This window comes from Anaerolineaceae bacterium oral taxon 439 (genome assembly GCA_001717545.1).
Classification (GTDB): Bacteria; Chloroflexota; Anaerolineae; order Anaerolineales; family Anaerolineaceae; genus Flexilinea.
The window spans coordinates 480,652-504,029 of sequence record CP017039.1 but is presented as its reverse complement, the minus strand read 5'-3'; the positions used below and the strand labels follow the sequence as shown (position 1 = coordinate 504,029).

General features: G+C 58.6%; 18 protein-coding genes, 1 tRNA gene and 1 pseudogene. 5 read left to right on the top strand and 15 right to left on the bottom strand.

Translation table 11 applies throughout. The features are described from left to right. Nucleotides 1-68: 68 nt before the first annotated feature. The 10 genes and pseudogenes from BEQ56_02385 to BEQ56_02340 all read right to left on the bottom strand — a co-directional run bounded on the left by BEQ56_02385 (nt 69) and on the right by BEQ56_02340 (nt 9,920). Nucleotides 69-1,217, bottom strand: coding sequence for an acetyl-CoA acetyltransferase (locus tag BEQ56_02385; GenBank protein AOH42428.1), 1,149 nt, complete (start codon nt 1,215-1,217; stop codon nt 69-71). Between the two features lie 44 nt (nt 1,218-1,261). Then, nucleotides 1,262-1,654: a hypothetical protein gene (locus BEQ56_02380; protein ID AOH42427.1), complete on the bottom strand. Its 393-nt coding sequence runs from the start codon at nt 1,652-1,654 to the stop codon at nt 1,262-1,264. 44 nt (nt 1,655-1,698) lie between these two features. Next, nucleotides 1,699-3,216, bottom strand: coding sequence for a hypothetical protein (locus tag BEQ56_02375; GenBank protein ID AOH42426.1), 1,518 nt, complete (start codon nt 3,214-3,216; stop codon nt 1,699-1,701). 126 nt (nt 3,217-3,342) lie between these two features. Continuing rightward, nucleotides 3,343-4,065, bottom strand: coding sequence for a hypothetical protein (locus BEQ56_02370; protein ID AOH42425.1), 723 nt, complete (start codon nt 4,063-4,065; stop codon nt 3,343-3,345). A 4-nt stretch (nt 4,066-4,069) separates the two neighbouring features. Continuing rightward, on the bottom strand, nt 4,070-4,945 hold the full coding sequence (locus BEQ56_02365) for a hypothetical protein (GenBank protein ID AOH42424.1): 876 nt from the start codon (nt 4,943-4,945) through the stop codon (nt 4,070-4,072). 70 nt (nt 4,946-5,015) lie between these two features. Further along, a pseudogene (locus BEQ56_02360) lies at nt 5,016-5,207 on the bottom strand (antitoxin HicB). 55 nt (nt 5,208-5,262) lie between these two features. Beyond that, complete coding sequence (locus BEQ56_02355; GenBank protein AOH42423.1) at nt 5,263-6,177, bottom strand: hypothetical protein; 915 nt, start codon at nt 6,175-6,177, stop codon at nt 5,263-5,265. A gap of 67 nt (nt 6,178-6,244) precedes the next feature. Continuing rightward, on the bottom strand, nt 6,245-7,549 hold the full coding sequence (locus BEQ56_02350; protein AOH42422.1) for a hypothetical protein: 1,305 nt from the start codon (nt 7,547-7,549) through the stop codon (nt 6,245-6,247). Nucleotides 7,550-7,575: 26 nt separating this feature from the next. After that, nucleotides 7,576-8,916 carry a hypothetical protein gene (locus BEQ56_02345; GenBank protein AOH42421.1) on the bottom strand — a complete coding sequence of 447 codons (1,341 nt, stop codon included), beginning with the start codon at nt 8,914-8,916 and terminating at the stop codon, nt 7,576-7,578. Beyond that, entirely contained in the window at nt 8,913-9,920 is a 1,008-nt protein-coding gene (locus tag BEQ56_02340; GenBank protein ID AOH42420.1) for a hypothetical protein, read from the bottom strand. The genes BEQ56_02345 and BEQ56_02340 overlap by 4 nt, the downstream gene beginning before the upstream one ends. A 166-nt stretch (nt 9,921-10,086) precedes the next feature. On the opposite strand from BEQ56_02340, the gene BEQ56_02335 reads away from it, so the two are divergent. Then, nucleotides 10,087-10,163: transfer RNA gene (locus BEQ56_02335), tRNA-Arg, on the top strand. 461 nt (nt 10,164-10,624) lie between these two features. On the opposite strand, the gene BEQ56_02330 is transcribed toward BEQ56_02335, so the two are convergent. Beyond that, a complete protein-coding gene (locus BEQ56_02330) occupies nt 10,625-14,131 on the bottom strand; it encodes a hypothetical protein (GenBank protein AOH42419.1) in 3,507 nt (1,168 codons plus the stop codon). A 47-nt stretch (nt 14,132-14,178) separates the two neighbouring features. Then, a complete protein-coding gene (locus BEQ56_02325) occupies nt 14,179-15,837 on the bottom strand; it encodes a hypothetical protein (protein AOH42418.1) in 1,659 nt (552 codons plus the stop codon). A 280-nt stretch (nt 15,838-16,117) separates the two neighbouring features. On the opposite strand from BEQ56_02325, the gene BEQ56_02320 reads away from it, so the two are divergent. Genes BEQ56_02320 through BEQ56_02305 form a run of 4 tightly spaced genes read left to right on the top strand, consistent with a single transcriptional unit; the run spans nt 16,118 to nt 18,833 of the window. Continuing rightward, nucleotides 16,118-16,645: a diguanylate cyclase gene (locus tag BEQ56_02320; protein AOH44363.1), complete on the top strand. Its 528-nt coding sequence runs from the start codon at nt 16,118-16,120 to the stop codon at nt 16,643-16,645. Beyond that, on the top strand, nt 16,635-17,141 hold the full coding sequence (locus BEQ56_02315) for a hypothetical protein (protein ID AOH42417.1): 507 nt from the start codon (nt 16,635-16,637) through the stop codon (nt 17,139-17,141). The genes BEQ56_02320 and BEQ56_02315 overlap by 11 nt, the downstream gene beginning before the upstream one ends. Before the next feature lie 7 nt (nt 17,142-17,148). Then, complete coding sequence (locus BEQ56_02310; GenBank protein ID AOH42416.1) at nt 17,149-18,225, top strand: hypothetical protein; 1,077 nt, start codon at nt 17,149-17,151, stop codon at nt 18,223-18,225. Next, on the top strand, nt 18,222-18,833 hold the full coding sequence (locus BEQ56_02305) for a hypothetical protein (GenBank protein ID AOH42415.1): 612 nt from the start codon (nt 18,222-18,224) through the stop codon (nt 18,831-18,833). Before BEQ56_02310 ends, BEQ56_02305 begins: the two co-directional genes overlap by 4 nt. Here BEQ56_02305 and BEQ56_02300 read toward each other — a convergent pair. Genes BEQ56_02300 through BEQ56_02290 form a run of 3 tightly spaced genes read right to left on the bottom strand, consistent with a single transcriptional unit; the run spans nt 18,796 to nt 23,369 of the window. Next, the gene (locus BEQ56_02300; protein ID AOH42414.1) at nt 18,796-19,626 is read right to left on the bottom strand and encodes a hypothetical protein; all 831 of its coding nucleotides are present in this window, start codon (nt 19,624-19,626) and stop codon (nt 18,796-18,798) included. The genes BEQ56_02305 and BEQ56_02300 overlap by 38 nt on opposite strands. Then, the gene (locus tag BEQ56_02295; GenBank protein ID AOH42413.1) at nt 19,604-22,015 is read right to left on the bottom strand and encodes a hypothetical protein; all 2,412 of its coding nucleotides are present in this window, start codon (nt 22,013-22,015) and stop codon (nt 19,604-19,606) included. Before BEQ56_02295 ends, BEQ56_02300 begins: the two co-directional genes overlap by 23 nt. Then, nucleotides 21,996-23,369, bottom strand: coding sequence for a tRNA (N6-isopentenyl adenosine(37)-C2)-methylthiotransferase MiaB (locus BEQ56_02290; protein AOH42412.1), 1,374 nt, complete (start codon nt 23,367-23,369; stop codon nt 21,996-21,998). Before BEQ56_02290 ends, BEQ56_02295 begins: the two co-directional genes overlap by 20 nt. Nucleotides 23,370-23,378: the final 9 nt, after the last annotated feature.

Here is a 23,378-nt window from a genome sequence, read left to right as displayed (position 1 = left end):
AAAATCGAAATGTCGAAATAATTATAGTTCAAGAAGGCAAACGCGAACAGGTTACTGCCCCGCGAAAATCAGCGACGCAGGATATGCGTATACACGTTCGAACCGGATCCGCCGATATTCTGCGCCATTGCGATCCGCGCGCCGTCGACCTGATTCGCGCCGCACTCGCCGCGCAGCTGCTGGATCGCTTCGACGAGCTGGTACAGGCCGGTCGCGCCGACCGGATGACCCCGGGCCTTTAACCCGCCCATCGTCGCCAGCGGCAGCTTTCCCCGCGGCGAAATCAACTCCGGGTCCGCCAGGCGAACGCCTTTTCCGCGTTCGGCGAAGCCGCAGGCCTCCAGCGACAGCGCCGCGATAATCGTAAACGCGTCATGCATCTCGAACAGGTCGATTTCCCGCGGCGACAGGCCGGATTGACGGTACGCCTGAGCCGCGGAGAGTTCCGCCGCTTTCAGCCAGAGCGGATCGCGCCGATCATGAATCGCGATCGTATCGGTCGCCGAGCCAGAACCGACGACTTTAATCGCGTTCCCGGGACCGGCGATCCGTTCGAACGGGACGAGGAGAACCGCCGCCGCTCCGTCGCCCATCGCCGACGCGTCCAGGACGTTGATCGGATCCGCCGCCATCGGCGACTTCGCGTAACTCTCCTTCGTAATCGGATAGCGGAAACGCGCGTTCGGGTTATTCACGCCGTTAGCGTGCGCGTTGATCGAAAAACCGGCGAAATCTTCTTTAGCGTATCCGTACGCCTGCATGTACCGGCGCATGACCATCGCGTTCAGCGCGACGAACGAAACGCCCATTTCCCGCTCAAAATCGGCGTCGGACGCTCCCGCCAGTTCCGACGAAATCTCGGCCGAAGGGGAGTCGGTCATCTTCTCAACCCCGACCGCAATCGCGGTCTCGACGTCGCCGGAAGCAACCGCCATCAGCGCGGCGCGGAACGCCGCACCGCCCGACCCGCAGGCTGCTTCGACATGCACCGCGCCGGCGGCTCGCGCGCCCACCCAATCGGCGACATACGCGCCCAGATGCAGCTGCCGGTTCGCCGATCCACAGAGCATATTGCCAACAAAGATAGCGTCGACAGTCGTCAGCCCGGTTTTTTCAAAGACCTGTAAAATGGGTTCGCCGGCCAACTCCAGAAGGCTTTTGTCCCAGTGCTCCGCGACGGGGGTTTGGCCGATTTCAAAAATCGCGACTTCTCGCATCCGTTCTCCTCAGTTTTTCTGAATCCTGAAGCTATTTTACCGGTTTAATCATCCTCCGTCACGTTTTCAATCCAGCGCAGCGTATATCCCGCCGGATCGTCCGGCGAGCGGAGCAGCGCGATCACGTCCAGGCGGAACGGTTTCCGAGCCGGATTATCCAGATCGTTAAACACGTACGCAGCGCAGCAGCGCATCCGCGCCAGCTTCGCCGGAGTAACCGCGTCTTCGGGAAGACCGAAACGGATAGAACGCCGCGTCTTGACCTCCGCAAAAACGAAGGCTGCGTCCGATTCGAGAACAAGATCGATTTCGCCGAACGGGGTCCTTAAATTCCGCGTCAGGACGCGGTACCCGCGGCGAACCGCTTCCGCGGCGGCGAGGTCCTCGCCATGTTTCCCGACGCGCTGATTGGCTGAACGATATCCGGATCCGGCCATAATTAAGCTTTCCGCGCGCTCCGTTTAAATTTTTACAGTCTGTTTTAAGCTTCAGAGGCTTTCCCGCCTCTGCCGCCGCTTCCGGGAACCAGGCGCGCTTCCACTTCAAACGTCCGCCCCCATGGCAGGCGGATTTCCGGAGCAAGACCGCAAAGTCCGAATTTCTCCGGCGGGAGATGAACCGTGATCCAGCCGCTCAGCGCGCGCCGGACCTCGGCTTCGATCGACGCATGCGCAGCGCCCAGCGAACGGTAATCGATCCCATCCCTGTCGCAGCGCGCCTCGATCATCGGACGAACGACGCTCTGATAGCCCCAATCGTCCGCCAGCCGCTCCCAAAGGAAAACCTTCCGCGCCCGCCGCCGCTCTTCCGCCGCAGCCAGCGCTCCATCCGCATCGCTTTCAAGCTTCAGGACCGCCGAATAAAACGAAAGCGCCGTCCCAATCGTATTTCCAGCCGTGTTCCACCCAGCGTACGCCGACAGCTTTGGCAGCAGCCCGCGGGCGTCGAGCTCTTCCAGGAAGGCCGAATCCGCGCCGTTCGCTTTCCAGACATCGGCGACGGCGACCATTCTCCCGGAGCGGAGAAGCTCCTCAATTCGCGCGGCCGCGGCCGCCCGCTCGGCGTCGCCGCAGGGCGTATGAACCCAAAAGCAGGGGAGCGTCCCTCCCGCGCCGGTCCGGAACCCGGCGGAACGAAGATGATTCGAGAGCGACTCGCTGAGGGGACAATGTTCATATGGCATGACCGCCGACGCCATCCGTTCCGAGGTATAGATCGTTTCGACCGCCGGCGCGGCGCCGCCGTTGATCCAGCGCGCTGATAACGTCTGCGTCCCTTCGTCGGCTCCGGGATAGAGAAGAACCTCGCCGCGCAGTCCGAACGCGTCGATCCGCTGACGAAGAAGCCGCTGTTCGGAAAGATGCAGCCCGCAGGCAGACGAATCCTCCTGGAGAAGGATCAGGTCGGAAAGCGTCCCGTCGGCTTTCATTTCAATCAGACGCTGGTTAATCTGAAAATTCCGCGCCCGCGCCCGCTCGAACGTCCGGAGCGCGCTTTCCGGGATCGCGTCCGCCAGCCGCTCCTTCTCAGCGCGGAACTCCTCCTCATGGAGCTCGTCGGCGCGGTACCGGACTTCGCAGTACCGAATCAGGTCGCGATAAATTTTCTCGCTCGCCCTGTCCGAAACCGTCAGCGAGATTCGCATCAGGACTCCGGCGGCCGCGATCGGAAGCTCCGGAAAGCGGCGGCGAAGCTCCTTCAAAACCGCCAGCCGCTTTTCCGCCGTCTCAAGCGGAAGATCGGCCCGGCGCGATGCGACGAGCCCGCCGTACGCGAGCATGTCCGCCGCAACGATCAAACCGTCGACCGCCGGCGCAGCCGCCAGCAGCCACGATCGAAGCGCTTCGAAATCGCCGGCCGTCCGAAAATTACCGAGCGCCTCGCGCGGCGGCGTCAGCGCGCGGATTCCGGCGATCGCCGCGATCCGCTCCGGAAAAATCCGGGTAGCGGGACGGTCGTCCAGCGGAAGAATCCCAATAATGCGCATCGTCTTCCCCATGCTAAGAAGCCCGCCCCGCCCGGCGCAAGATCCAAAACATAGCTATCCACGTCTTTTTAATTTTATTCCCTCTTTCAAACATATGGCACAGCGTTTGAAACCCTTATATTCCCCATGCCACTGTTATTATGATGACGCGGAACCCGCCAGCGCGCGCCGATACGCGCCGCAGGCCGCCTTCCAGCTTTCCGGCGTGCGCCCGGCGACGATCACCCCGATCATCAGGCCGCAGACGCCCGCGCCGATCAACTCCGGGACCATCTCGGGGGTAATCCGCCGCTGCGTCGGGAGAACGGACGGGAGCGGCGCGACCGCCGCGATCAGGTCCGAAATTTTCGCAAGGTCGCGATACGTAAACGGTTCGCCGTAGGTCTGATGGTCCATGACGGAAAGCTCGACGATATCGATCGCAAGACGCGGAAAGCGGGCGGCGAGAAAACGGTCGTCCTCGGACGACAGCGCGATCATTCTTGACAGCCGGTCCCTTCCGGGAAGGCTTCCGACAGGCGCATGACCATCATACAGGGAAAGAAAATCAAACCCCATCCCATCGAGTTTTTCCAGTTCATCTTTTTTCAGATCGGCGTTTCCAGACGGAACGATCCCGACCGGAACCTCCCCCGCCGCGCGCAGGATTGCTTCAAGGTTCGCCGCTTCCTCGGAGAGCGAACCGAAGCGGACCCCGCTGGCGTTATGCGTCACGTTGAGATGAACCTTGAGGACGTCCGCCCCGCCCGCCAGCGCCGCGCGCGCGAGCTCCGGGTCGTTCCGCGGCAGGCTCGCGATCAGTACGCCGGAACGCGAACCCTCCTGCGCGGCGCGCAGCAGATCAAGAAACCGTGTTTTCATATTTTTATCCTTTCATGCCCGTCGTCGCGATCGACTTGACCATCGACGCCTGTGTAAAGAGAAAGAGCGCGATAACCGGAAGGCTTACCAGCGATGAAGCCGCCATCATCGGCCCCCATTCGACAAAATGTTCCCCAAAGAAAACGGAAAGGCCCAGCTGGACAACGTATTTATCCGAATGATTCAGGATGACCAGCGGCCAGATAAACTCGTCCCAGGCCCCGGTAAACGTAAACAGCGCCAGCGTCGTTAAAGCCGGCTTCGTCAGCGGCAGCATCACGCGCCAGAAGATCCCGAATTCCGACGCGCCGTCGATCCGCGCCGCGTCTTCCAAATCCTTCGGGAGCGTCCGGAAAAACTGCCTGAGGAAAAATACGCCGAACACGCTCATCAGGTTGGGAATAATCAGCCCGGCGAAGCTGTCGATCAGCCCGATTCCGCCCTTCCCGAGCCAGTTATTTCCGCCGAAAAACGGGAAATTCTTCGCGATCAAAAACCGGGGAATCAGCGTAACCTCGCCGGGAAGCGCCATCGCTAAAATAAACAGGACGAAAATCGCTTCCCGTCCGGGGAACGGAAGCCGTCCAAATCCGTACCCGGCCATCGCGCAGAGGATCACGGTCGTACCGGTCACGACCGCCGCGACCAGCAGCGTATTCATCACATATTTTCCGAACGGCGCGGCGCTGAACGCTTTCCGAAAGTTTTCGAACGTCGGCGCGGACGGAAAAATGACCGGCGTCGGCGAATGAATTTCCTGCGGCGTTTTAAACGCCGACGTCGCCATCCAGAAAAACGGAAAGCCCAGCTGAACCATGGCGACGATCATCAGCAAATAAACCGCGCCTCTTTTGACGAGCTTCATAAGCCGGTTCTTCATTCTCCCTCATCCTCGATCATTAAACGCGCTTTCCGCCCCGTTCATGCTTCGCTTCATAACCTGGATTGGTTCCGCTTTCCAAAGCCGCCAGGAGCCATTCCTTTTTTGCGTCTTCTGCATTTTCCACAACAGCTTCCATAGGGCTCCCGACCGTAATACACCCCGGAAGTTCCGGATAGCGCGCTGCATAACCGCCTTCATCCGGGTCAGGAATAATTTCCAGCCGATATGGAAGGCTCATATAATATTCAATCGTTTTCATGTGATGATTCCTCCTTTGCTCCCTGCCCTGTCACATCCTGTTTATCATCTGTTCCTCAGGTATTCTCTTCAACGAAACGATTGACAAACAGCAGGTTGAACAGCGCGATTCCCGCGACAAACAGGAAAAGGACAAACGCCAGCGCGCTCGCGTACCCCATTTTTGTGTATTGGAAAGCCTCCTCATAGATCAGGTAAATCAGCGTCCGCGTCGCTCCCGCCGGGCCGCCGCGCGTCATGACGTAAATTTCGCCGAAAACCTGAAACGAGCTGATACAGGCCATGACGAAAATATAAAACGCGGTCGGTTTCAGGAGCGGGAGGGTAATATAGCGGAAACGAGCCCAGGCGGAAGCGCCGTCCAGCGCGGCGACCTCGTATAATTCCTGCGAAATCGATTGCAGCCCTGCCAGAAAGACCATCATGTTATACCCGACGCCCTTCCAGATCCGGACGACGACGACCGAATGCAGCGCTAAATCGGGATTGTAGAGCCATTGCTGCGGGGGGAGCTTCAGGAGCCGGAGAAGCCAATTCATCGCCCCGGTCCGCGGATCGAAGAGAGACGCCCAAACGATTCCGGCGATGACGAGCGAGGTCAGGACCGGTAAATAGTAAATCGTCCGAAAAAACGAAACGCCGCGGATTTTCTGGTCGACGAGAACCGCGAGATACAGCGAAAGGATCAGGTTCGCGGGAATCAGCTCAAGTCCGAACTGAATCGTTTTGACGAGCGCCGTATGGACTTTGGACTGCGTAAAGATATCGATATAGTTCTTCAGCCCGACCCAGTCGGCGGTCGCGGTATTGTAATTCGTAAAGCTCAGCGCGAACGACGCGGCAACCGGTAAAAACACCCAGATCAGGAAGTAGATCAGGGCGGGCGATACGAAGAGATAGCCCCAAAGAGTCCGTTTTGTCTTCTGGCTGAGCGGTTTTTTCGCCGCGCCGCGTGATAGCGTTTTGATCATGATCCATCCAGGCCGGCTTCGAGCGCGGCGACCCACGCCCGAAGCCGTAAAATCTGAACCGTTCGTTTTACTGCGAAAGGACCTTATTGACCGCTTCTTCCGCGGCCTGAAGCGCTTCTTCGGCGGTTGACTGACCGTTCAGCGCGGAAACAAGATGTTCCACCATGGTATTGCGAACTTCGACCCAGGCCGGAATATTCGGATTCCCTGCGCCGTATTCGAGACCGAGCGCGAACGCTTCGAAAAGCGGGTCGTCGGTAATAAACGGCGCGGACTGAAGCGATTTCCGCGGCGGAAGGAAAAGCGAACTCCCGTCGATAATCGTCAGGCTCGTCGGGCTGACAATATGCCGCATCAGCGTCCATGCGTCTTCTTTACGCTCGCTTGCGGCGTTCATCATGAAACCCGAAAACGACGACATCGTAGACGGCTTTCCGGATTCCCCGGCGGGCGGAGCGACGACGGCGACCTGCGAATACAGTTCCGGCGAAGCGGTTTTAATCTGCGCCAGACTGAACTGTCCGGAGATAACCTGCGCCGCGGAACCGCGGGCAATCGGAGGAACGGTCGGATCGCCTGGGAGCGGCGTCAACGACGAAGCCTGATGAACCTCAAATAAATCGAGATAATAACGGAGCGCTTTCAACCCCTCGGGGGAATTAAACGCCGCCGTTTTAAAATCGTCGGATAATAAATCTCCCCCCATCGACCGCAGGATCGGCAGGTAGGCCATTTCAACGTCCGCGCCCTCAACGGGAAGCTGCAGCCCTGCGACGGTAATTCCGAGGTCGTCGCGCTTCGTCAGCTTTTCAGCGGCCGCGGCGAGGTCTTCCCAGGTCGCCGGCGGATTTTCGGGATCGAGTCCGGCTTCCTCGTAAAGATCTTTCCGGTAAATCAGCATGTAATTGGTAACCTGAACCGGCATCATCGCCAGCTTCCCATCGACGCTCCCGGCGGAAATCAGGTTGGCGAGAAAATCGTCCTGATCCGGAAGCGCCTCAAAATACGGCGTCAGGTCTTCGATCTGGTCCTTACCCATGAAGCCGGCGCTGGCCGCGACGCCATGCATAAACAAATCAGGGCCAACCTTCGCCGACAACGCGGTCGTCAGCTTCGTCGAAAGATCGCCCCAGGGAATGAATTCGACGGTCACGGAAAATTTCGGGTTGTTCTGATTGAAATTTTCAATGACCTGATTGAAGGCTTCCTGAATATCAGGGGTGTTTCCCGCGACCCAGACCGTCAGCTTCCCATCGCCGACCGGCTCCGCGTCCATGATTTCGCCGGCGTCCTCCGCCGAAACCACGATCGCCCCGATCAGGAGAACGAGAACAACCGAACATAAAACCAACAACAACTTTTTTTTCTTCATTTTTTTCTCCTTCCCAAAAAGAAAAACTAAGGCCTCAGGACGGCATCCTGACGGACGAGCCGGTCCTGAAGTTTACGAACGTCAAGATCCGCCGGGCTCTTTTTCTCCCGGACGGAAAGCGCCGCCGCGGTCCCCGCCGCCTGACCGATCGCCATGCAGCTGGGGGTCACTCGCGTTGAGGAAAAGGCGGTATGCGTCACCGAAATACAGCGCCCGTTCAGCAGCAGGTTTTTTATTTTCAGCGGCAGCAGGCACCGATATGGGATATCGTACGCCAGGCCGTTCTGAATTTCCTGATAAGCCAGCGTGTTCCCGGTCGGATCATGAAGATCCAGCGGATAGCCGGAATGCGCGATGCGATCCGCGAATGGGCGCGAGCGGACGATATCCGCTGAGCTCAGGACATACCGTCCGCTCATCCGCCGCGTCTCTCGGACGCCGATCCCCGGCGCGGTATGGCTCAGGAACGAACAGGAAAAGCCGGGGATATATTCGCGGACGAACTCGATCAGCTCGGCTACCTGCCGCCGGCCTTCCCGTTCGGCGCTGGTCAGATCACGCGCGTCCGTTCCACTGCGTTTGATGACCCGCGTCGTGTTAACCGAGACCTCGCCGGGGTTCAGTCCGACGAAAAAGAGGAGACGATCGCGCGGAATCGACTTCGGTCCGTGCTCCGCCCAGTGCCTGAAGAAGCCCGAGACGCCGGTCAGCGGGATCCGGTCGAGTTCGGAAATCAGGCTCCCGGAAAAAAATTCGTCGGGATGCGCAACAAGATACGATCTGACCTCATCGAGATCGACGCCGCCCAGAACGAAATTCATCGTCATCGGCTGCGTCAGCCCATCCGTTTTCCTGCCCATATAAAACGGGTTTCCGGCGAGCCAGGCGAGATCGCCGTTCCCGGTCGAATCGATATACAGCTCGGCGCTGAGCGTCGTTATCCCCGATGGATTCGCGACCTGAATCGAACGAACCTGATCTCCCTCGACCTCCGCGCCGATCAGGCGCGTATGATACAGGACGTCGACGCCCGCCTCCGCGAGCAGCTCGTCGATCAGCCGCTTATAGATTTCAGCGTCGAACGGCGTAACCGTAGACACGAATCCGATCGTGTCGCGAACGTGACCCGGGGAACCGCCGCGCTCGACCAGCGCGGATACGATCTGCTGACCGATTCCGCCGACGACCTGATTCCCTCGGGAATCATGGAACGACATCCAGGGATAAACGAGCGCGTTCGTCGATGACCCGCCGGAAAAAGCGCATTGCTCGATCAGGAGCGTCTGAGCGCCGTTCCGCGCCGAAGCTAAAGCGGCCGTGATTCCGGACGGTCCCCCGCCGCAGACGATCGTCTGATACGGGTTCATGCGCGCGCTCCAAGCGGTTTTGTCGAGCCGCGAACGACTAACTCAAGCGGAATGACCATCCCGACAGGACCCAAAAGATTTTTATGAATCAACGAAATCAGCAGCTGAACCGCCAGCGTTCCGAGCCTCCGCTGCGGAATATGAATCGTCGTCAGCGGCGGCGACTGGATTCCGGTCACGGGAAGATCCGAAAAACCCATGACCGAAATATCGTCCGGGACGCGGAGGCCCTCGTCCCGGATCGCCCGGAGCGCGCCGATCGCCATCCAGTCCGACAGCGCCAGAACCGCGGTTGGGACCTTTTTCCGCGCGAGAACCTCCGCCATCGCCTCATAGCCGGCGTCTTCGTTGAAGCTGTTTTGGGTCATAATCGATATTTCCAGCCGCTGCGACAGGATTTCCTGAACCCCGAGGATCCGATCGCGAAAAACGTTAAGACTTTCCGATCCGTTCAGGATGCAAATTTCGCGATGACCCGATTCGTAAAGATATTTCGCAGCAATCCTCCCGCCGCCGACGTTATCCGGCGTCACGTAATTCAAGCGCTCTTCGTACTCGAGGTACCGCCCGATGAAAACGGTCGGGAACGGATACGCGCTGATCTTCCTGATCACGTTGTCGGGAATCGGAACGCCGGCGACGATCAGTCCGTCTAAATCGCCCCTTTTCAGAAGCTCAGATTCAAACGGGCTCCCGCCGAGAATCGGGGTGAAGGAAAAAGTCGCGTGCCGCCGATCGGCCTCGAAACCGGCGCCGGAAACGACTTCATAGAAAAAACTCGATTCCGGCGAAGCGCTGTCATATCCGGAAACGACCATGCCGAGTTTTAACGGCAGCCCGCTTTTGATCTTTTCCGGGATTTCGAGATTCATCGCCGCCATCGTCTCGATAACGTGCGTTTTCGTCTTCAGGGAAACGTTGTCCTGATCGTTCATAACTCTGGAAACGGTCGCGATCGAAACGCCCGCACGTGCCGCGATATCCGTAATTGTAATTTTTTTCATAAAGCTGCAAATCCGCCCGCATATTTTTACATTTATCTTACTTTTATCCGTGCGGAAATTTCAAGTAACAATTGACATCTTTAATCCATGACGAACCTCTTCATCGGCGGAATTTGACTTTTTCCGGGGAGTGGGGTATATTTCTACTTGCTTGATTTACGGGCAGGCCCTCGTAGCTCAATTGGATAGAGCGTTTGCTTGCGGAGCAAAAGGCTGGGGATTCGAGCTCCTCCGAGGGCGCAACGATAATTTCACAGCTTCCACAGGAAGCGAATAAAGTAATCGCGCAGATGTTTCAGAAACAGGGATAATTTGCGTGGTTATCGGTTTAAGCGCTTCGTTGATAACGTTGGACGGCGAATCCGGATCGTTCAACACAGCCAAAATTCCGGCACTGACTTCTTCTGTATTTTCTACCAGCTGATTATGATCAGGGTTTTTAATAGGCAAATTGCCAAAGTTAACGCATCTCTCTTTCTTACCTGATAAATACAACTAAGCTTCAGCTTTTCTGCAATCCTTGGTCGCATCTACTTTTTCAACTGACAAAAACGAGACGAATGTCATACATTTGACTATGACATCGTAACAGATTACGGCTTAGCGTCTATAATACCCAGCATAAAAAGTTTACGTTAAACTTTTTATAGAGCGGACGCGACCCGCTCTATTTTTTTAACCAGGAAAGGGGAAACCCCTCTCTTTTACGGCAGGATAAACCGATTCACCCGGTTTCCCAGCGCGTCGACGAGCCAGACCGCCCCATCTCGATCCGTCGCCAGGCCCACCGGCATCGACAGCATGTCGATTCCGCCGCCCGCGCCGTTAAACGATCGGATAAGCTCCCCGCTGACACTGTACTCCCAGACCAGCCCGGCCTCCGGGTCGCTGAAAAGCAGGTTCCCTTTCGGCGTAAAGGTAAGATACGGCTTGTTGTCCATCGACTGCGAATACCAGGCGAAGACCTCGAACGCGTACACGGGCGCCGGCAGGACCGTTTCGCCGCTGATATCGAAGACCTGAACCCGCTGGTTCCAGGTATCGGCGACCGCCAGATATTGATCCGCGAAAACCGCGATCCCGACCGGTTCGTCGAACTCGCCCGGACCAAGGCCAACGCTCCCGAATTTCGATAAGAACTTTCCCTCGCGGTCGTAAATCATGACCTGCTTATTCCCGGTATCGGTAACATATACGCGCCCCCGGCCGTCGATCGCAACCCCACGCGGTCCGTAGAAACTGATCGTCGCGCCGGTTGGATCGTTCGCGAGCCATTCCAGCTCGTAGTCGCCGGCCGCGCTGAATTTCAGCATGCGGTGGTTCCAGGTATCGGCGATGAAAACCGAACCGTCTTCGTCGATCGCGATTCCCCAGGCCTGATTAAATCCGCCGTGATCCTCGTTCGCAAAGCTGAATCGGAAGACACCCTCGCCGTTAAAAACGTCGACCCGTTCGTTATCCGTATCCATGACGTACACGTCCCCGTTCGGCGCGATTGCCAGGTTCCGCGGCCGGTTCAGCTTTCCAGGCTCGGTTCCCGCCTCGCCGAACGAAAAAACCGGGTTCAGCGGGGTAAATTTCTCGTCAGGGAACGACGCGGTTCCGCCTTCGTCGACCGTCGCCGCCGCGTCGCCATACTTCCACATCCGCCGCAGCAGGTCCTTCTTCATATAGACGACCATTTTCGCCGACGGCTCCCAGGTCTCCAGCGACATAGAGCCGGAACCGACGAGCTTCGCGTACCGCCCGAAATCCCGATCCAGCCAGATATCGAGAATCGCCCGGCGCATCTGCGGATTGACGATCGCGTTCCAGACGCCGCCCGGCGTTACCCTGAAATAATCCTGATTCGGCCACCACAGCCGCATATACTCGGATCGATAATAAGCGTCGCCGACGATCGGGAGGAGCTTCGCGTCTTTCGCCGTGTTGGCGATAATAATATCGTAGTCGCGAAGCGTCCGCGTCGCGGCTTCGTTAAAATCGAGCTTCTGCGTATAATCGCGGAAATACCACCAGTAAGGATAACGCGCGTCGTTATCGTACGCGACACGAATTGCCTTCCCGACGCCGGTCCGTGCGGCGATTTCCTCGATTTCGCGTAAAACGACTTTCGGCGCCGCGCTCGAATGCGCGTACACGAGGTACTCGTTCGCCTGATCATAGTTGACGAACGAGGATTGAAACGCAGTTCGCGCCTGGAGAACGAGGAGCGCAATTCCGATGAACAGCGCGTAAAACCCGGAGACCGACTTCCCGCCCATCCTGCGCAGCGTCCGTACCAGGTAAAACCCTGAAATGACAAGCGCGACCGCCGAACAGGCAAACAGCCCCGTCGCTTTAAGCCCGGCCAGATCGGTCGACGCAAACGGCGCCAGCCCGGTCCCGAACGGCGAAAGAACGCCGCCAAGCGCGTACAGCGCGACAATCGTCAGCGCCGCCGCAGCGCCGCCCTCCGCGCTCATCAGCTTTTTCCAATCAAGCGTTTCAAAAAGATACCCGAAACCCCACGCACCGGATAAAACCAGCGGCAGCGCAATATGAACTCCCAGCCAGGGCATCCTTTCCCCAGCGATCGAATACGCGATCAGCGCCGTCAGCCCCCAATACAGGAACAGCGCCAGCGCGGGAACCGTCGCCGGAGGGACCGGGATCTCCGCCGGCTCCAGCGAATCGATTTCGCCGATCAGCGCCGATTCGAGAGCGCCGTAGTCGGAAGGATCGATCTCGACCGCCTCGACCTCCGCCGCCCGCGCCTCCTCTCCGGAAATCTCAACCAACGAGAAAAAGCTCTCCCGCGAATCGTCGCCGGCCGTTTCTTCGGGCGCGGAGATCCCTGCCTTGCGGATCGTTTCTGAAACGCGCTCCGCGCCGGGCCGACCGGAAAAACTTCGGCGCTTCAAGCCGAACCGGATCGCCAGTATCGTCCCAAACAGCGCCGCGAATTCATAAATCGGAAGAATCACGGCCGCGTAGTAATAAAGCGGTTGCCCGCCGCGCTTGACTTCCTGCTGCGAAAGCCAGTAACCTAACGAGCCGACAACACCGGTAAAGAAACCCTGCCCGTTCGAAAACATCGTCGTATAAAAGACAAGATAAATCAGGTAAAAGATCATCGCGCCGCGTAAAAAGACGCGCCGGTTCCACCAGACCCCGACCGCGATTGACAGAGCGAATAAAACCGTCATCACAGCGCCGGTCTTCAGCATCCCGTTCGCCGAATAATCCAGCGGGTCCCATCCCGCCAGCGATACCGGCATCGCGGTTAACTGCGGCAGGATCAGCGCCATAACAAAGACGATCAGGTCAAACGACGGCATGTCGCGGAACGGTTTCCAGCTGAATTTCCGGACCGTCGAAACGATCACGAAAAGCAGGATCAATCCGCCGAACGCAGCGACCCCCAGCGACGCCAGTTTTATCGCCGTCGTCGGATCGCCCTCTCCGCCCAGGAGCTTCGGAAGCGCCGCGCCGAGAAGCGCGAAAAACGCCGCCAGCGCGATCATCCCCATCTTCCGCAGCTTCTCACCGTCGGAATCCCAGCGCAGCCTCCAGACATCCCCAAGGAACAAAATTCCACAGAAAATCAACAGCTGCGCCGTGTAAATATACGAGACTTCCTTCGTGACGAACTGTAGCGCCGTCACCGCCGACAGAATCAGGAGCGATTTTTCGTCCCGCTTCTCCAGGTAGCGAAGCGTCGTCCAAAGCGTCAGAACCATAAACAATTCAATAAACGCTTCGTTTCGCGTGTACCGGCCGTAAAACAGGATCAGCGGCGAAATCGTCATCATCAGCCCGCCAATCAGCGCGCCGGTCCGTCCGAGATAGCGACGGTAGCCGAATAAAACGACCAGGACCGCGGCGACGGAGAACAGCGCCGCAGGGACGCGCGCCGCGAAATCATTGTCACCCAAAAGGAAGTACGACAGCGCTAACATGTGGAACTGGAACGGCCCGTGCGTTACCGGATCGTGAGCATAGCCCCCGCCGGTTGACAGCGTGTATGCCGGGACGACATGATTCACTTCGTCATGCGACATGACGCGTTCGCCCAAGATCGCGAACCGGCTGATCACCGCGACAATCACGATCAACGCGATCAGCAGCTTCTCCCAGGAAAAAGCCGGAAATGCCCGGAATACCGGACGATCCAATCCGTCGAGCCGCCGTTCCATCCCATCGGCTTCGAATCTATTCTTCTCGCTCATAACTACTTTTTATTCCCTTCTATAGCTTCGTTCGGCGGCGAACCGCTCTACTCCGCCGCGTTGAAAAACTGATACACTGCGCCGGAGATATCCGCCGCCAGAATATTCGTCGGATCGAAAGCTAACTGCGCTTCGCTCCAATAAAACATGGTAAAAATATACGTCGATCTCGGCGAATAAACGATCCCCGCGTCGGAAATCCCATGGATCAGTCCGTCGGTCTCCAGTATCCAGCCGTGTTTATGCGCAACGCGCGTCGTTTCCGGGATCCCGGCTTCGAGAAGGACCGCCGTTTTATTCGTCGACAGCTCCTCCAGCATCTTTACACATTCAGACTGCTGGATCGCTTCGCCAAAAACCGCCCGAAACGTCCCGCCGTCGAACGCCGCGCACTGATAAATATCGTCGATAATCATCGAAATTTCAGTCGGCGTCGTCTGATTATAACGGTCCGGATTGGTATCGATATCGGTACGCTGGTTCGCCGGCGTTTCATACTGCGCGAGTAACGGCGCGCCGATATAAAAATATCCGCCTAAAAAGGTATTTTTCAACCCGAGCTGCTTCAGGAAATCGTCGGTAAACGCGACCGGAGCTAAATCCCCGCCGATCGATTGCAGGATCGAATCGGCCGGTCCATTTTCGGACACTTCAATCATCTGCTTCAGGGCCTGATTCAGCGCCGCCGGAAGCGGCTGATCATAATTCAGGAACAGGTAAACCATGATCGGGATCTTAATCGTCGACGCGGCGGTAAACGAAATATCCGGCGCGATCGGTTCACCGCCCGAAACCGCGAACGAAATTTCCTTCCGCGTATCCAGGTCGAGAATATAAAACTCGGCGACGCCTTCGAAACCATGATCGTCAATGATCTGCCTAACGATATACTGAAGGTTCTGATCCGACGCCTGCGTCGGGGAGGTCCGGTTATACGGGAGGATAACCGAACGGTCCGTCGGAGACCGGAGCGCTTCCTCGATAAGCCGAATTGAACGTTCAATATCGAGCGATGTCCCCGGCTCGCCCGCGGTAAAGCGGTTCGTTTCCGGATCAGGGATCGGTTCGCGCGCCGGGATATCGTAACGCGGGGTGATTTCGTTGGATAAGTAGTCGCGGAGCCGTTCCTGCGAGATCGTCGCGGACAGCGGGACCGGCTGCGGAACGGGGAGATTATTCCACATGTAATCCATGAACCCCAGCCAGAAATTGCGGGTGATCCGCTGTAAATCGGCCGCCGCCAGCATCGTCTCGATATTCAGGCTGAACCCGACCGCGGACGGACGGACCTGAATAACCGATCCGCCGTAAATCAGCTCGATCGGGATCCCATACGCGCGGACAAGCCGTTCGCCCGCTTCCGTCCCGTTCAGTCCGCCGACCGGAACGCCGCCGATCGTCAGTCCCGGCGGGAGCAGCGCGCGCATCCGGCTGTAGAGCATCAGCTGCCGGCCCAGAATCAGGACCGAAATAAAGATCAGCCCCAACGCCACCCAGCGTAAAATCGACAGTGAATTTCTACGATTCATACATCCATACCTGGAATCATTATACCAGCCGGCCGGCGCGAAATTCCCCGCGTCGCCGGAATCGGGGCCGGGGAACCGCCCTTCGATCGCGTATAATTTAATTAGGAAGTTCGCCGGCGTAAGCTCCAGATAGAGAACGGCGTTTGATAAGTATGGGACACAATGAATAAGGCGCATGACATGAGGAACAGATCGATGGAAAATGACTGGAACGGGGAACTTTCAGACCGAATCCGCGACATCCGCTCCTTCGAAAAATTGTTATATCGACAGGTTCTGGGTCTATCCGCAACGGGCGTCGATTATGACCCCAAAAACGAAAAAAGAGTGCCGAAAATATCAGGGCGAAACGCTTTCGCAGGTTGAAAGAGCCAGCCTTGATACGCTAAAAACAACAGAAACAGCGATTAATAAAGAGAATCAGGAAACAAAGCTCATCAGTAAAGGAACAAAAATCATGAACGAAATTCTCAAAGCAATCCAGGAACGCCGCAGCATCCGCAAATTCAAAGCGGATCCGCCGTCCAAAGCGGACATCGATCAGATCATCGAAGCCGGGCTGTACGCCGCGAGCGGCAAAGGCAGGCAGTCGACTATCATTGTCGCCGTAACCAACCCGGAACTCAGAGCCAGACTTTCCGACGACAACCGCAAAATCGGCGGCTGGGAAGAGGGGTTCGACCCCTTCTACGGCGCCCCGGTCATCCTGATCGTCCTGGCGGATAAGAACTGGCCGCTCCGCGTCTACGACGGAAGCCTCGTCCTGGGCAACCTGATGCTGGCGGCGCATTCGCTCGGGCTCGGGAGTATCTGGATCAACCGCGCCAAAGAAGAATTCGAAACCGCCGGATATAAAAAGCTTCTTGCCGACCTTGGCGTCGAAGGCGAATGGGAAGGCATCGGCCACTGCGCGATCGGATATATCGACGGCGACAGGCCGAAAGCCGCCCCGCGGAAAAACGGACGCGTCTACTATGCAGCGTGAGCTCCTTCCCTGGACGGAAATCGACCCGCTGATCGATCATCTCGTTTCTCAGATCGACCGTGAAATCGACGTTCTCCTGACGCTGAATCCGGGTGGGATCGTTCCCGGCGGGATCCTCGCCGAAGCGCTCAGGATCGACGAGGTCCAGATCGCCTCGATCGAGAACCGAAAGGAATTTGAGCTGAAACGTCAGATGCACGACCCAAAGTTAGCCTCCTGGCCGAAGATCCGCGCTTTCCCCGACGACGAATCCTTTAACGGGAAGACTGTCCTGATTGTCGGGAGCGCCTGGGGGACCGGGCGCTGTATCTCGACCGTCCGGAGCCGCGTCGCCGGAAGCGGCGGGGAAGCGTTTACCGCCGTGCTTCACTATAACGCTGCGTGGAACCTCTTTCCCGACCTGAAACCCGATTTCTACGCGGCGGTAACGTCGAATTGGATCGTCTATCCCTGGGAAGGCGGACGCGGACGAAAACTCGTCCTCAACGCGGTATAATCTGGATATGACGTGGATAATTGACGGACATCAGGATATTGCCTGCGAGGCGATTTTGCATTGTCGCGACTACAAGCGTCCGGTTGCAGCCGCGCGCGCGGCCGAGCCCGACGATCCGACGAACCGGATCACCCTCGGATACCCCGAATACCGCGAAGCAGGAATCGGGATTATCTTCCCGACAGTTTTCCTTGAAAAAATCGCGGACGGGCCGGACAATCCGATCCCCGCGGTCCAATATCGAAACGGCGACGAGTTCCACCGCGCCGCGCTGGCGCAGCTCGATTTTTACCGTCGCTGGAACGACGATCCCGACGGAAAGTTCAGGCTCCTCCGAACAAGAGCCGAATACGACGCCCTCGTCAGCGCGCTGGATCAGGGAGAGCCCGCGCCGATCGGATTGGTCCCGCTGATGGAAGGGACGGAAGGGCTCCGCTCGTTTTCCGATCTCGACGAATATATTGAAGCGGGACTGCGAATCGTCGGTCCGGTCTGGGCGGGGGGACGCTGGTGCGGCGGGGGAATGAACGACCCGTCGGACGGCTTTACCGCGGCGGGATACGACCTCCTGAACGCGCTGAGCGGCCGCGGCCTGATCCTCGACGTCTCGCATATGAATAAAAAAAGCGCCGAAATCGCGATCGAACGCTACGACGGCGTCGTCATCGCTTCGCACTGTAACTGCATCTCGCTCCTCCGTCGCCCCCGGAACCAGCGCCTGCTGCATGACGATACGATCCGGTTGATGATCGAACGGGGCGGCGTTATCGGCGTCGTCCCCTGCAATTTCTTTCTGAACAGCGAATGGAGAACCGGCGACGACCGGCGCCTGGTGACCCTCGATACCCTCGCCGATCATATCGACCATATTTGCCAACTGGCCGGCAGCGCGGATCACGCCGCGATCGGGACCGATCTCGACGGCGGATTCGGCTATCCGTCGATTCCTTATGAAATGAACAATATCGGCGGGCTGGGGAAGATCCGCGCGGTCTTAGCGAAACGCGGATATGAACCGAGCGATATCGCGAAAATCTGCCATGCCAACTGGCAGCGAATCCTGGAAAAAGGAGCTTTTCAATGAACAGCGAAAGAGCGGCGGAAAGCGCGTCCGCGGAACAGAAAAAGAAAGCCTCTTATGTCCTTGACCGGCCCGAACCCTACGATCCGCAGGAAGCGATCCGCGCTGTCGAGCTTCCGCATCATTCCACCCTGTTCCGAATCGGGGTCTGGATGACCGTGATCGGTTATTTAATCCTGATCCTCGGGGCGAAGCCGTCCTTTTTCGGACTGGACCGGAGCCCGGTCATCGGCTTCGTCCAAACCGCGGTGATCATCCTCGGGCTGGGTCTGATGTGCGGCGGCGGATATTACTGTAACCGCAGTTTTTTCCGCCGTTATCCTGAATCGCTGACTTCCAGCTTCGGGATCCGGTTCGTCTGGACCGGATTCGTTATCTCGCTCTTCACCGGCATGGCCGACGTCTTCGGCATCGGGTCGCATCCGCTCCCCGGCGTCCCGTTCTTCGGCCCGCTGCAATCCGACGGCGTCGTCGTCGGCGAATGCGTCACGGCGATCGGATTGGTCATGCTCTTCATTCCGTCGATCGAGCGCCTCTTCAAGCGCGTCCGGCGGCGTCCGACCAAAGAAGAAGTCAGCGAAGCCGAACGATTGAAAGATTTGAAAAGCTGACGGTCAGCGGGGCGACGCCGGAGGTTTCCGCGATGAGCGCGATCCCTCCCGACTCGCTCGACGGATCGCTGATTTCATACTGAAAAACGCCGTTTAAATATAACTCGACCGATTCGCCGTCGACGCGCAGCCCGACGGTGAATTTTTGCGGGGCGCCGGGGCGTATTTTCCCGTTCGCCGCCCAGTCGCTCAACGGCGAGAGCTTACCGCCGCTGCCGCGCAGGAACTGGGTCTGCCCCAGGCAGTTAAAACGCAGCTGCGCCGAATGTTCGCTTCGCTCGATCGTTTCGACCCGGAAAAGGATCCCGTATCCGTCCTGAAAATACGAACAGAACGACAGCGTCACATCCACGCTCAGGTAATATCTTCGGTAAGCCGGAATTTTATTATAAGCGACCAGCCGCGCCGCCTCCCCAGGCATCGACAGCGTCAATTCCCCTCCGTCGGTCAGCGTCACGTTCCCGTCGGGGCCACGCCGCGTCGCCCATCCGTTCCCCGGGGCGAAACCGTCGGCGACGTAAGGCGTCCCCAATTCACCCAAGCGGTCCTCCGTCGGGACCGCCGTCGGCGTAAACAGCGGCAGCGGCGTAGCGGTCGGGGGAAACCAGACGACCGAAGGCGAAGGGCTCGGCGCGTCAGTCGCCACGGGCAAGGCGATTTCGGTCGGCGTCACGTCAACCATAACGCGAATCTGAACCGGGGCGCAGCCGGCAAAAACCGCCAGCGCGCCGAGCCCCGCCGCGCGGAGGAAGCGAACGATTCGACCGCGGTTAATCGCCCCGAAGAACCGCAACGGTAACTCCCTCGCCGCCTTCAGCGTCTTTTCCGCGCTCGATCATCTTCACCAGCGGCGAACTCATTAAAATCTGCCGGACAGCCTGACGAAGCTTTCCCGTCCCCTTGCCATGAATAATCCGAACGAACGGCATCCCCGCCAGCGACGCGTCGTCCAGATATTTTTCGAGCGGCGCGACGACCTCCTCGCCGTTCATCCCGCGTAAATCCAGCTCCAGTCCCGGAGACGGATGAAAGACCGGCGAAGGAGCCTTCTCCGAAGGCGGCCGCGCCGGAACGGGGTCCTCGTCGTCCTGATTTGGATGGCGCAGGCTGCTGACCGGAATCCGCAGCCGGATCATGCCCAGCTGAACCTCGGCGTCATCGCCATTCAGCGCTGACAGCGTCGCCAGCGACTCGGAACCGAGCGAAAGGACGCGAACCTTCTGTCCCACCCTGAACGGACGGTCCTTCAGGAGCGCCCGCGACGTCTTCGCGGCCGTTTTCCCGATCGCTTTCTCAACCTTCTTTTCTTCCTCACGGATCGCGCGCACGCCGCCTTCGAGCTCACGAATCGAATCCAGCGGCAGCCGCGCGTTAACGTACGCTCGTTTGAGCCGGGCAATCTCATCGCGCAGCGACGCCAATTCAGACTGCGTTTCGGCGTACGTCTCGTTCAGGATCCGTTCTTTTTCGTTTTCGACCTCCTCGATTCTTCGTTCCCATTCGCGCCGTTCGTTCTCCGCCAGCGATCGCGCGCGATCCGCCTGCGAACGCGCGCGCCGCGCCAGCTCATGCAGCCGGTTAATCTCGTCCAACAGGTCTGCGCCCGAGGTTGAATCCGGCGCGACCGTCCGTTCCGCCGATTCCAGGATCGACGGCGCCAGCCCCAGCCGTTTCGCGATCATCAGCGCGTTCGACCGCCCCGGGATTCCGATGATCAGCCGGTAAGTCGGCCGAAGCGTCTTCAAATCGAACTGCATCGACGCGTTAATCGCGCCCGCCGTCGCGTGCGCGGCCGCTTTCAGGTCGGAAAAATGCGTCGCGACGAAATTCGGGATATGCTTTTCGATCATGTATTCCAGGATCGCGCGTGCCAGCGCCGCCCCTTCTTCCGGATCGGTCCCCGACCCCAGCTCGTCGATCAGGACGAGCGTTTTCGCCGTCGCCGACCGCAGGATCCGGATAATATTCGTCATATGCCCGGAAAATGTCGAGAGCGACTGTTCGATCGATTGCTCGTCGCCGATATCGGCGAAAACGTTCTGGAAAACCGAAAGCGCCGAGCCCGACTGCGCCGGGATATGCAGCCCCGACTGCGCCATGAGGATCATCAGGCCTACCGTTTTCAGCGAAACCGTCTTTCCGCCGGTATTCGGTCCGGTAATCACGACCGAAAAAATTCCCGGTTCGACCGCGACGTCGATCGGCACGACCCGCTCAGGGGGAAGGAGCGGATGACGCGCTTCGTACAGCCGGATCACCGGCAAGTTCGTTCCTTTCGCAAAGGGAACGATTTCCGGTTCGACCGCGCGGATCGCGTCCGCATACTTCGCGCGCATGAAAATAAAATCGAGCTCGGCGAGCCGCTCGACGACGCGTTCCAGCGGTTCGGCATAATCCGCAAGGAACATCGTCAATTCATGCAGGATTCGGATAACCTCGTCGCGCTCGCGCAGCTGGAGCTCGTAATACGCGTTATTCAAATCGACGGTCGCGAGCGGTTCGACGAAAAGCGTCAGCCCGCTTGCGGATTGATCATGCACAATCGATTTCAGCTGGTTCTTATATTCGGCCTTGATCGGAATCACGTAACGCCCGCTGCGCTGCGTGATAATCGCCTCCTGGATCATCGGCGCATACCGCGCGTCGCGCAAGAGCCGTTGGAGCCGGTCCAGGAGCCGTCCGTAAGCGACCTGGATTTCCCGGCGGATCGAGGCCAACGCGTCGGACGCGCTGTCGAGAACGTCGCCCCGTTCGGTGACCGTCCGATGGATCCGCTCGATCATGCCGACCGGCGGGATCATCTCCCCGACCGTCTCCGCCAACAACGGGTACGTATCCGCGTGAGCCAGGAGCGAATTCCGGACGTCCCGCGCGGCCGCTAACGTCGCCGCAATATCGACGAACGCCTTCGCTTCGATCGTTCCGCCTTTCCGCGCCGTCAGGAGCGCCGGACGAAAATCGACGCAGCCGCCCAACCGATACGCGTCGTTAACGCTGAGGAGCCGTCGCGCCTCGGTCGTCCGCGCTAAATTCCGCCGAACCGTTTCGTCGTCGGTCCCGGGGCGCAGCATTTCCGCCAGCCGCGCCGACGCGGAAAAAGACGCGTAACGGCCGAGCCGCGACAGGACTTCCCCATATCCGAGCGTCCGGATCGACTTTTCGTCAACCTGATTTTCCCGCATCCCGCTGCGCCGCCTTTCCGTCCGGTCGTTCGGACGAAATAACCGTCCCGATCATCGTCCAGGGGCCGGTCCAATCGATCCGGACCGGAAGATACCGGCCGGTCAGGTCGCTCTCGCTCTCAGCATAAACGAGATCCATATTCTCTGTCCGGCCCACCCAGCGGTCCCGCTTCTTTTCTTCAAAAAGGACTTCGACCGTCCGGCCAAGGAAACGCGAATGAAGCTCGGCGGCGATCCCCTCCTGAAGCTCCTCGACCGCGCGGAAGCGGCGCCATTTTTCTTCCTCGCCGACGTCGTCGGGCATCGTTCTCTCCGAAAGCGTCCCCATCCGCGGCGAATAACGGGCTAAATGAACGACGTTGAGTTTCAAATCCCGAAGCTGCGCGAGCGTATCTTCGAACTGCGCCTCGGTTTCGCCGGGGAACCCGACGATAATATCCGTCCCGATCGAAACGCCCGGGACCGTCGCGCGGATTTTATCGACCAGCGCGCGATACGCCTGATCGCCGTACCCGCGGCGCATCCTTTTCAAAACGTCGTCGTTACCCGCCTGGGCCGGAACCTCGATATGGCGCATGACCTTCGGCAGGTCGCGAACCGCCTCCAGAAGCTCGTCCGTCAGGTAATTCGGATGGCTCGTCAGGAAGCGGATCCGGCGAATCCCCTCGACCGCGTGAATCCGGCGGAGCAGTCCCGCCAGCGTTGGGTACGCCGAATCGTCCAGCCCATAGCGATCGACGATCTGGCCAAGGAGCGTGATCTCGGTGATCCCCTGGGCGGCTAACGACTCGACATGATCGAGGATTTCCTGCGGATCGCGGCTGCGCTCGATCCCGCGTTTATACGGAATAATGCAGTACGCGCAGGCATGCGAACAGCCGTAAACGATCGGAACGTACGCGCCGACCGCCCGATTGCGCTCCCGACGGGGAAGCGTCAGCTGCGCCGGGTTCCAGACCGCCGGGAGCGCCCATTCCTTCCCGTCCGCCCGATCGCCGACATATTCCTTTTCGAGAAGATAATCGATAATCGGTTTCGGATTCGACGGCGGCGCGAAAACGTCGACGTAAGGGAGCCGCTTCCGGATCTCGGCGTTGTCGCGATATCCGACCATGCAGCCCATCAGCCCCAGGATCAGGTCCGGATTCTTTAATTTCACCGGCTTCAACGAACTCAGCCGCCCCAGCGCCTTATCCTCTGCGCTCTGCCGGACCATGCACGTGTTCAGGACAATGACGTCCGCCTCTTCGATAATTTCGCTGTACTGGTAACCGAGCTTCTCGAGCGCCGACGCTAAGCGCTGCGAATCGGCGACGTTCATCTGGCAGCCTTCGGTCCAGATATGATATTTCATGCGGCCTTA

Coding starts and splice junctions, on each gene's coding strand:
- BEQ56_02385 (AOH42428.1), bottom strand. CDS start 1,217: ATGCGAGAAGTCGCGATTTTTGAAATCGGCCAAACCCCCGTCGCGGAG.
- BEQ56_02380 (AOH42427.1), bottom strand. CDS start 1,654: ATGGCCGGATCCGGATATCGTTCAGCCAATCAGCGCGTCGGGAAACAT.
- BEQ56_02375 (AOH42426.1), bottom strand. CDS start 3,216: ATGGGGAAGACGATGCGCATTATTGGGATTCTTCCGCTGGACGACCGT.
- BEQ56_02370 (AOH42425.1), bottom strand. CDS start 4,065: ATGAAAACACGGTTTCTTGATCTGCTGCGCGCCGCGCAGGAGGGTTCG.
- BEQ56_02365 (AOH42424.1), bottom strand. CDS start 4,945: ATGAAGAACCGGCTTATGAAGCTCGTCAAAAGAGGCGCGGTTTATTTG.
- BEQ56_02355 (AOH42423.1), bottom strand. CDS start 6,177: ATGATCAAAACGCTATCACGCGGCGCGGCGAAAAAACCGCTCAGCCAG.
- BEQ56_02350 (AOH42422.1), bottom strand. CDS start 7,549: ATGAAGAAAAAAAAGTTGTTGTTGGTTTTATGTTCGGTTGTTCTCGTT.
- BEQ56_02345 (AOH42421.1), bottom strand. CDS start 8,916: ATGAACCCGTATCAGACGATCGTCTGCGGCGGGGGACCGTCCGGAATC.
- BEQ56_02340 (AOH42420.1), bottom strand. CDS start 9,920: ATGAAAAAAATTACAATTACGGATATCGCGGCACGTGCGGGCGTTTCG.
- BEQ56_02330 (AOH42419.1), bottom strand. CDS start 14,131: ATGAGCGAGAAGAATAGATTCGAAGCCGATGGGATGGAACGGCGGCTC.
- BEQ56_02325 (AOH42418.1), bottom strand. CDS start 15,837: ATGCGCCTTATTCATTGTGTCCCATACTTATCAAACGCCGTTCTCTAT.
- BEQ56_02320 (AOH44363.1), top strand. CDS start 16,118: ATGAACGAAATTCTCAAAGCAATCCAGGAACGCCGCAGCATCCGCAAA.
- BEQ56_02315 (AOH42417.1), top strand. CDS start 16,635: ATGCAGCGTGAGCTCCTTCCCTGGACGGAAATCGACCCGCTGATCGAT.
- BEQ56_02310 (AOH42416.1), top strand. CDS start 17,149: ATGACGTGGATAATTGACGGACATCAGGATATTGCCTGCGAGGCGATT.
- BEQ56_02305 (AOH42415.1), top strand. CDS start 18,222: ATGAACAGCGAAAGAGCGGCGGAAAGCGCGTCCGCGGAACAGAAAAAG.
- BEQ56_02295 (AOH42413.1), bottom strand. CDS start 22,015: ATGCGGGAAAATCAGGTTGACGAAAAGTCGATCCGGACGCTCGGATAT.
- BEQ56_02290 (AOH42412.1), bottom strand. CDS start 23,369: ATGAAATATCATATCTGGACCGAAGGCTGCCAGATGAACGTCGCCGAT.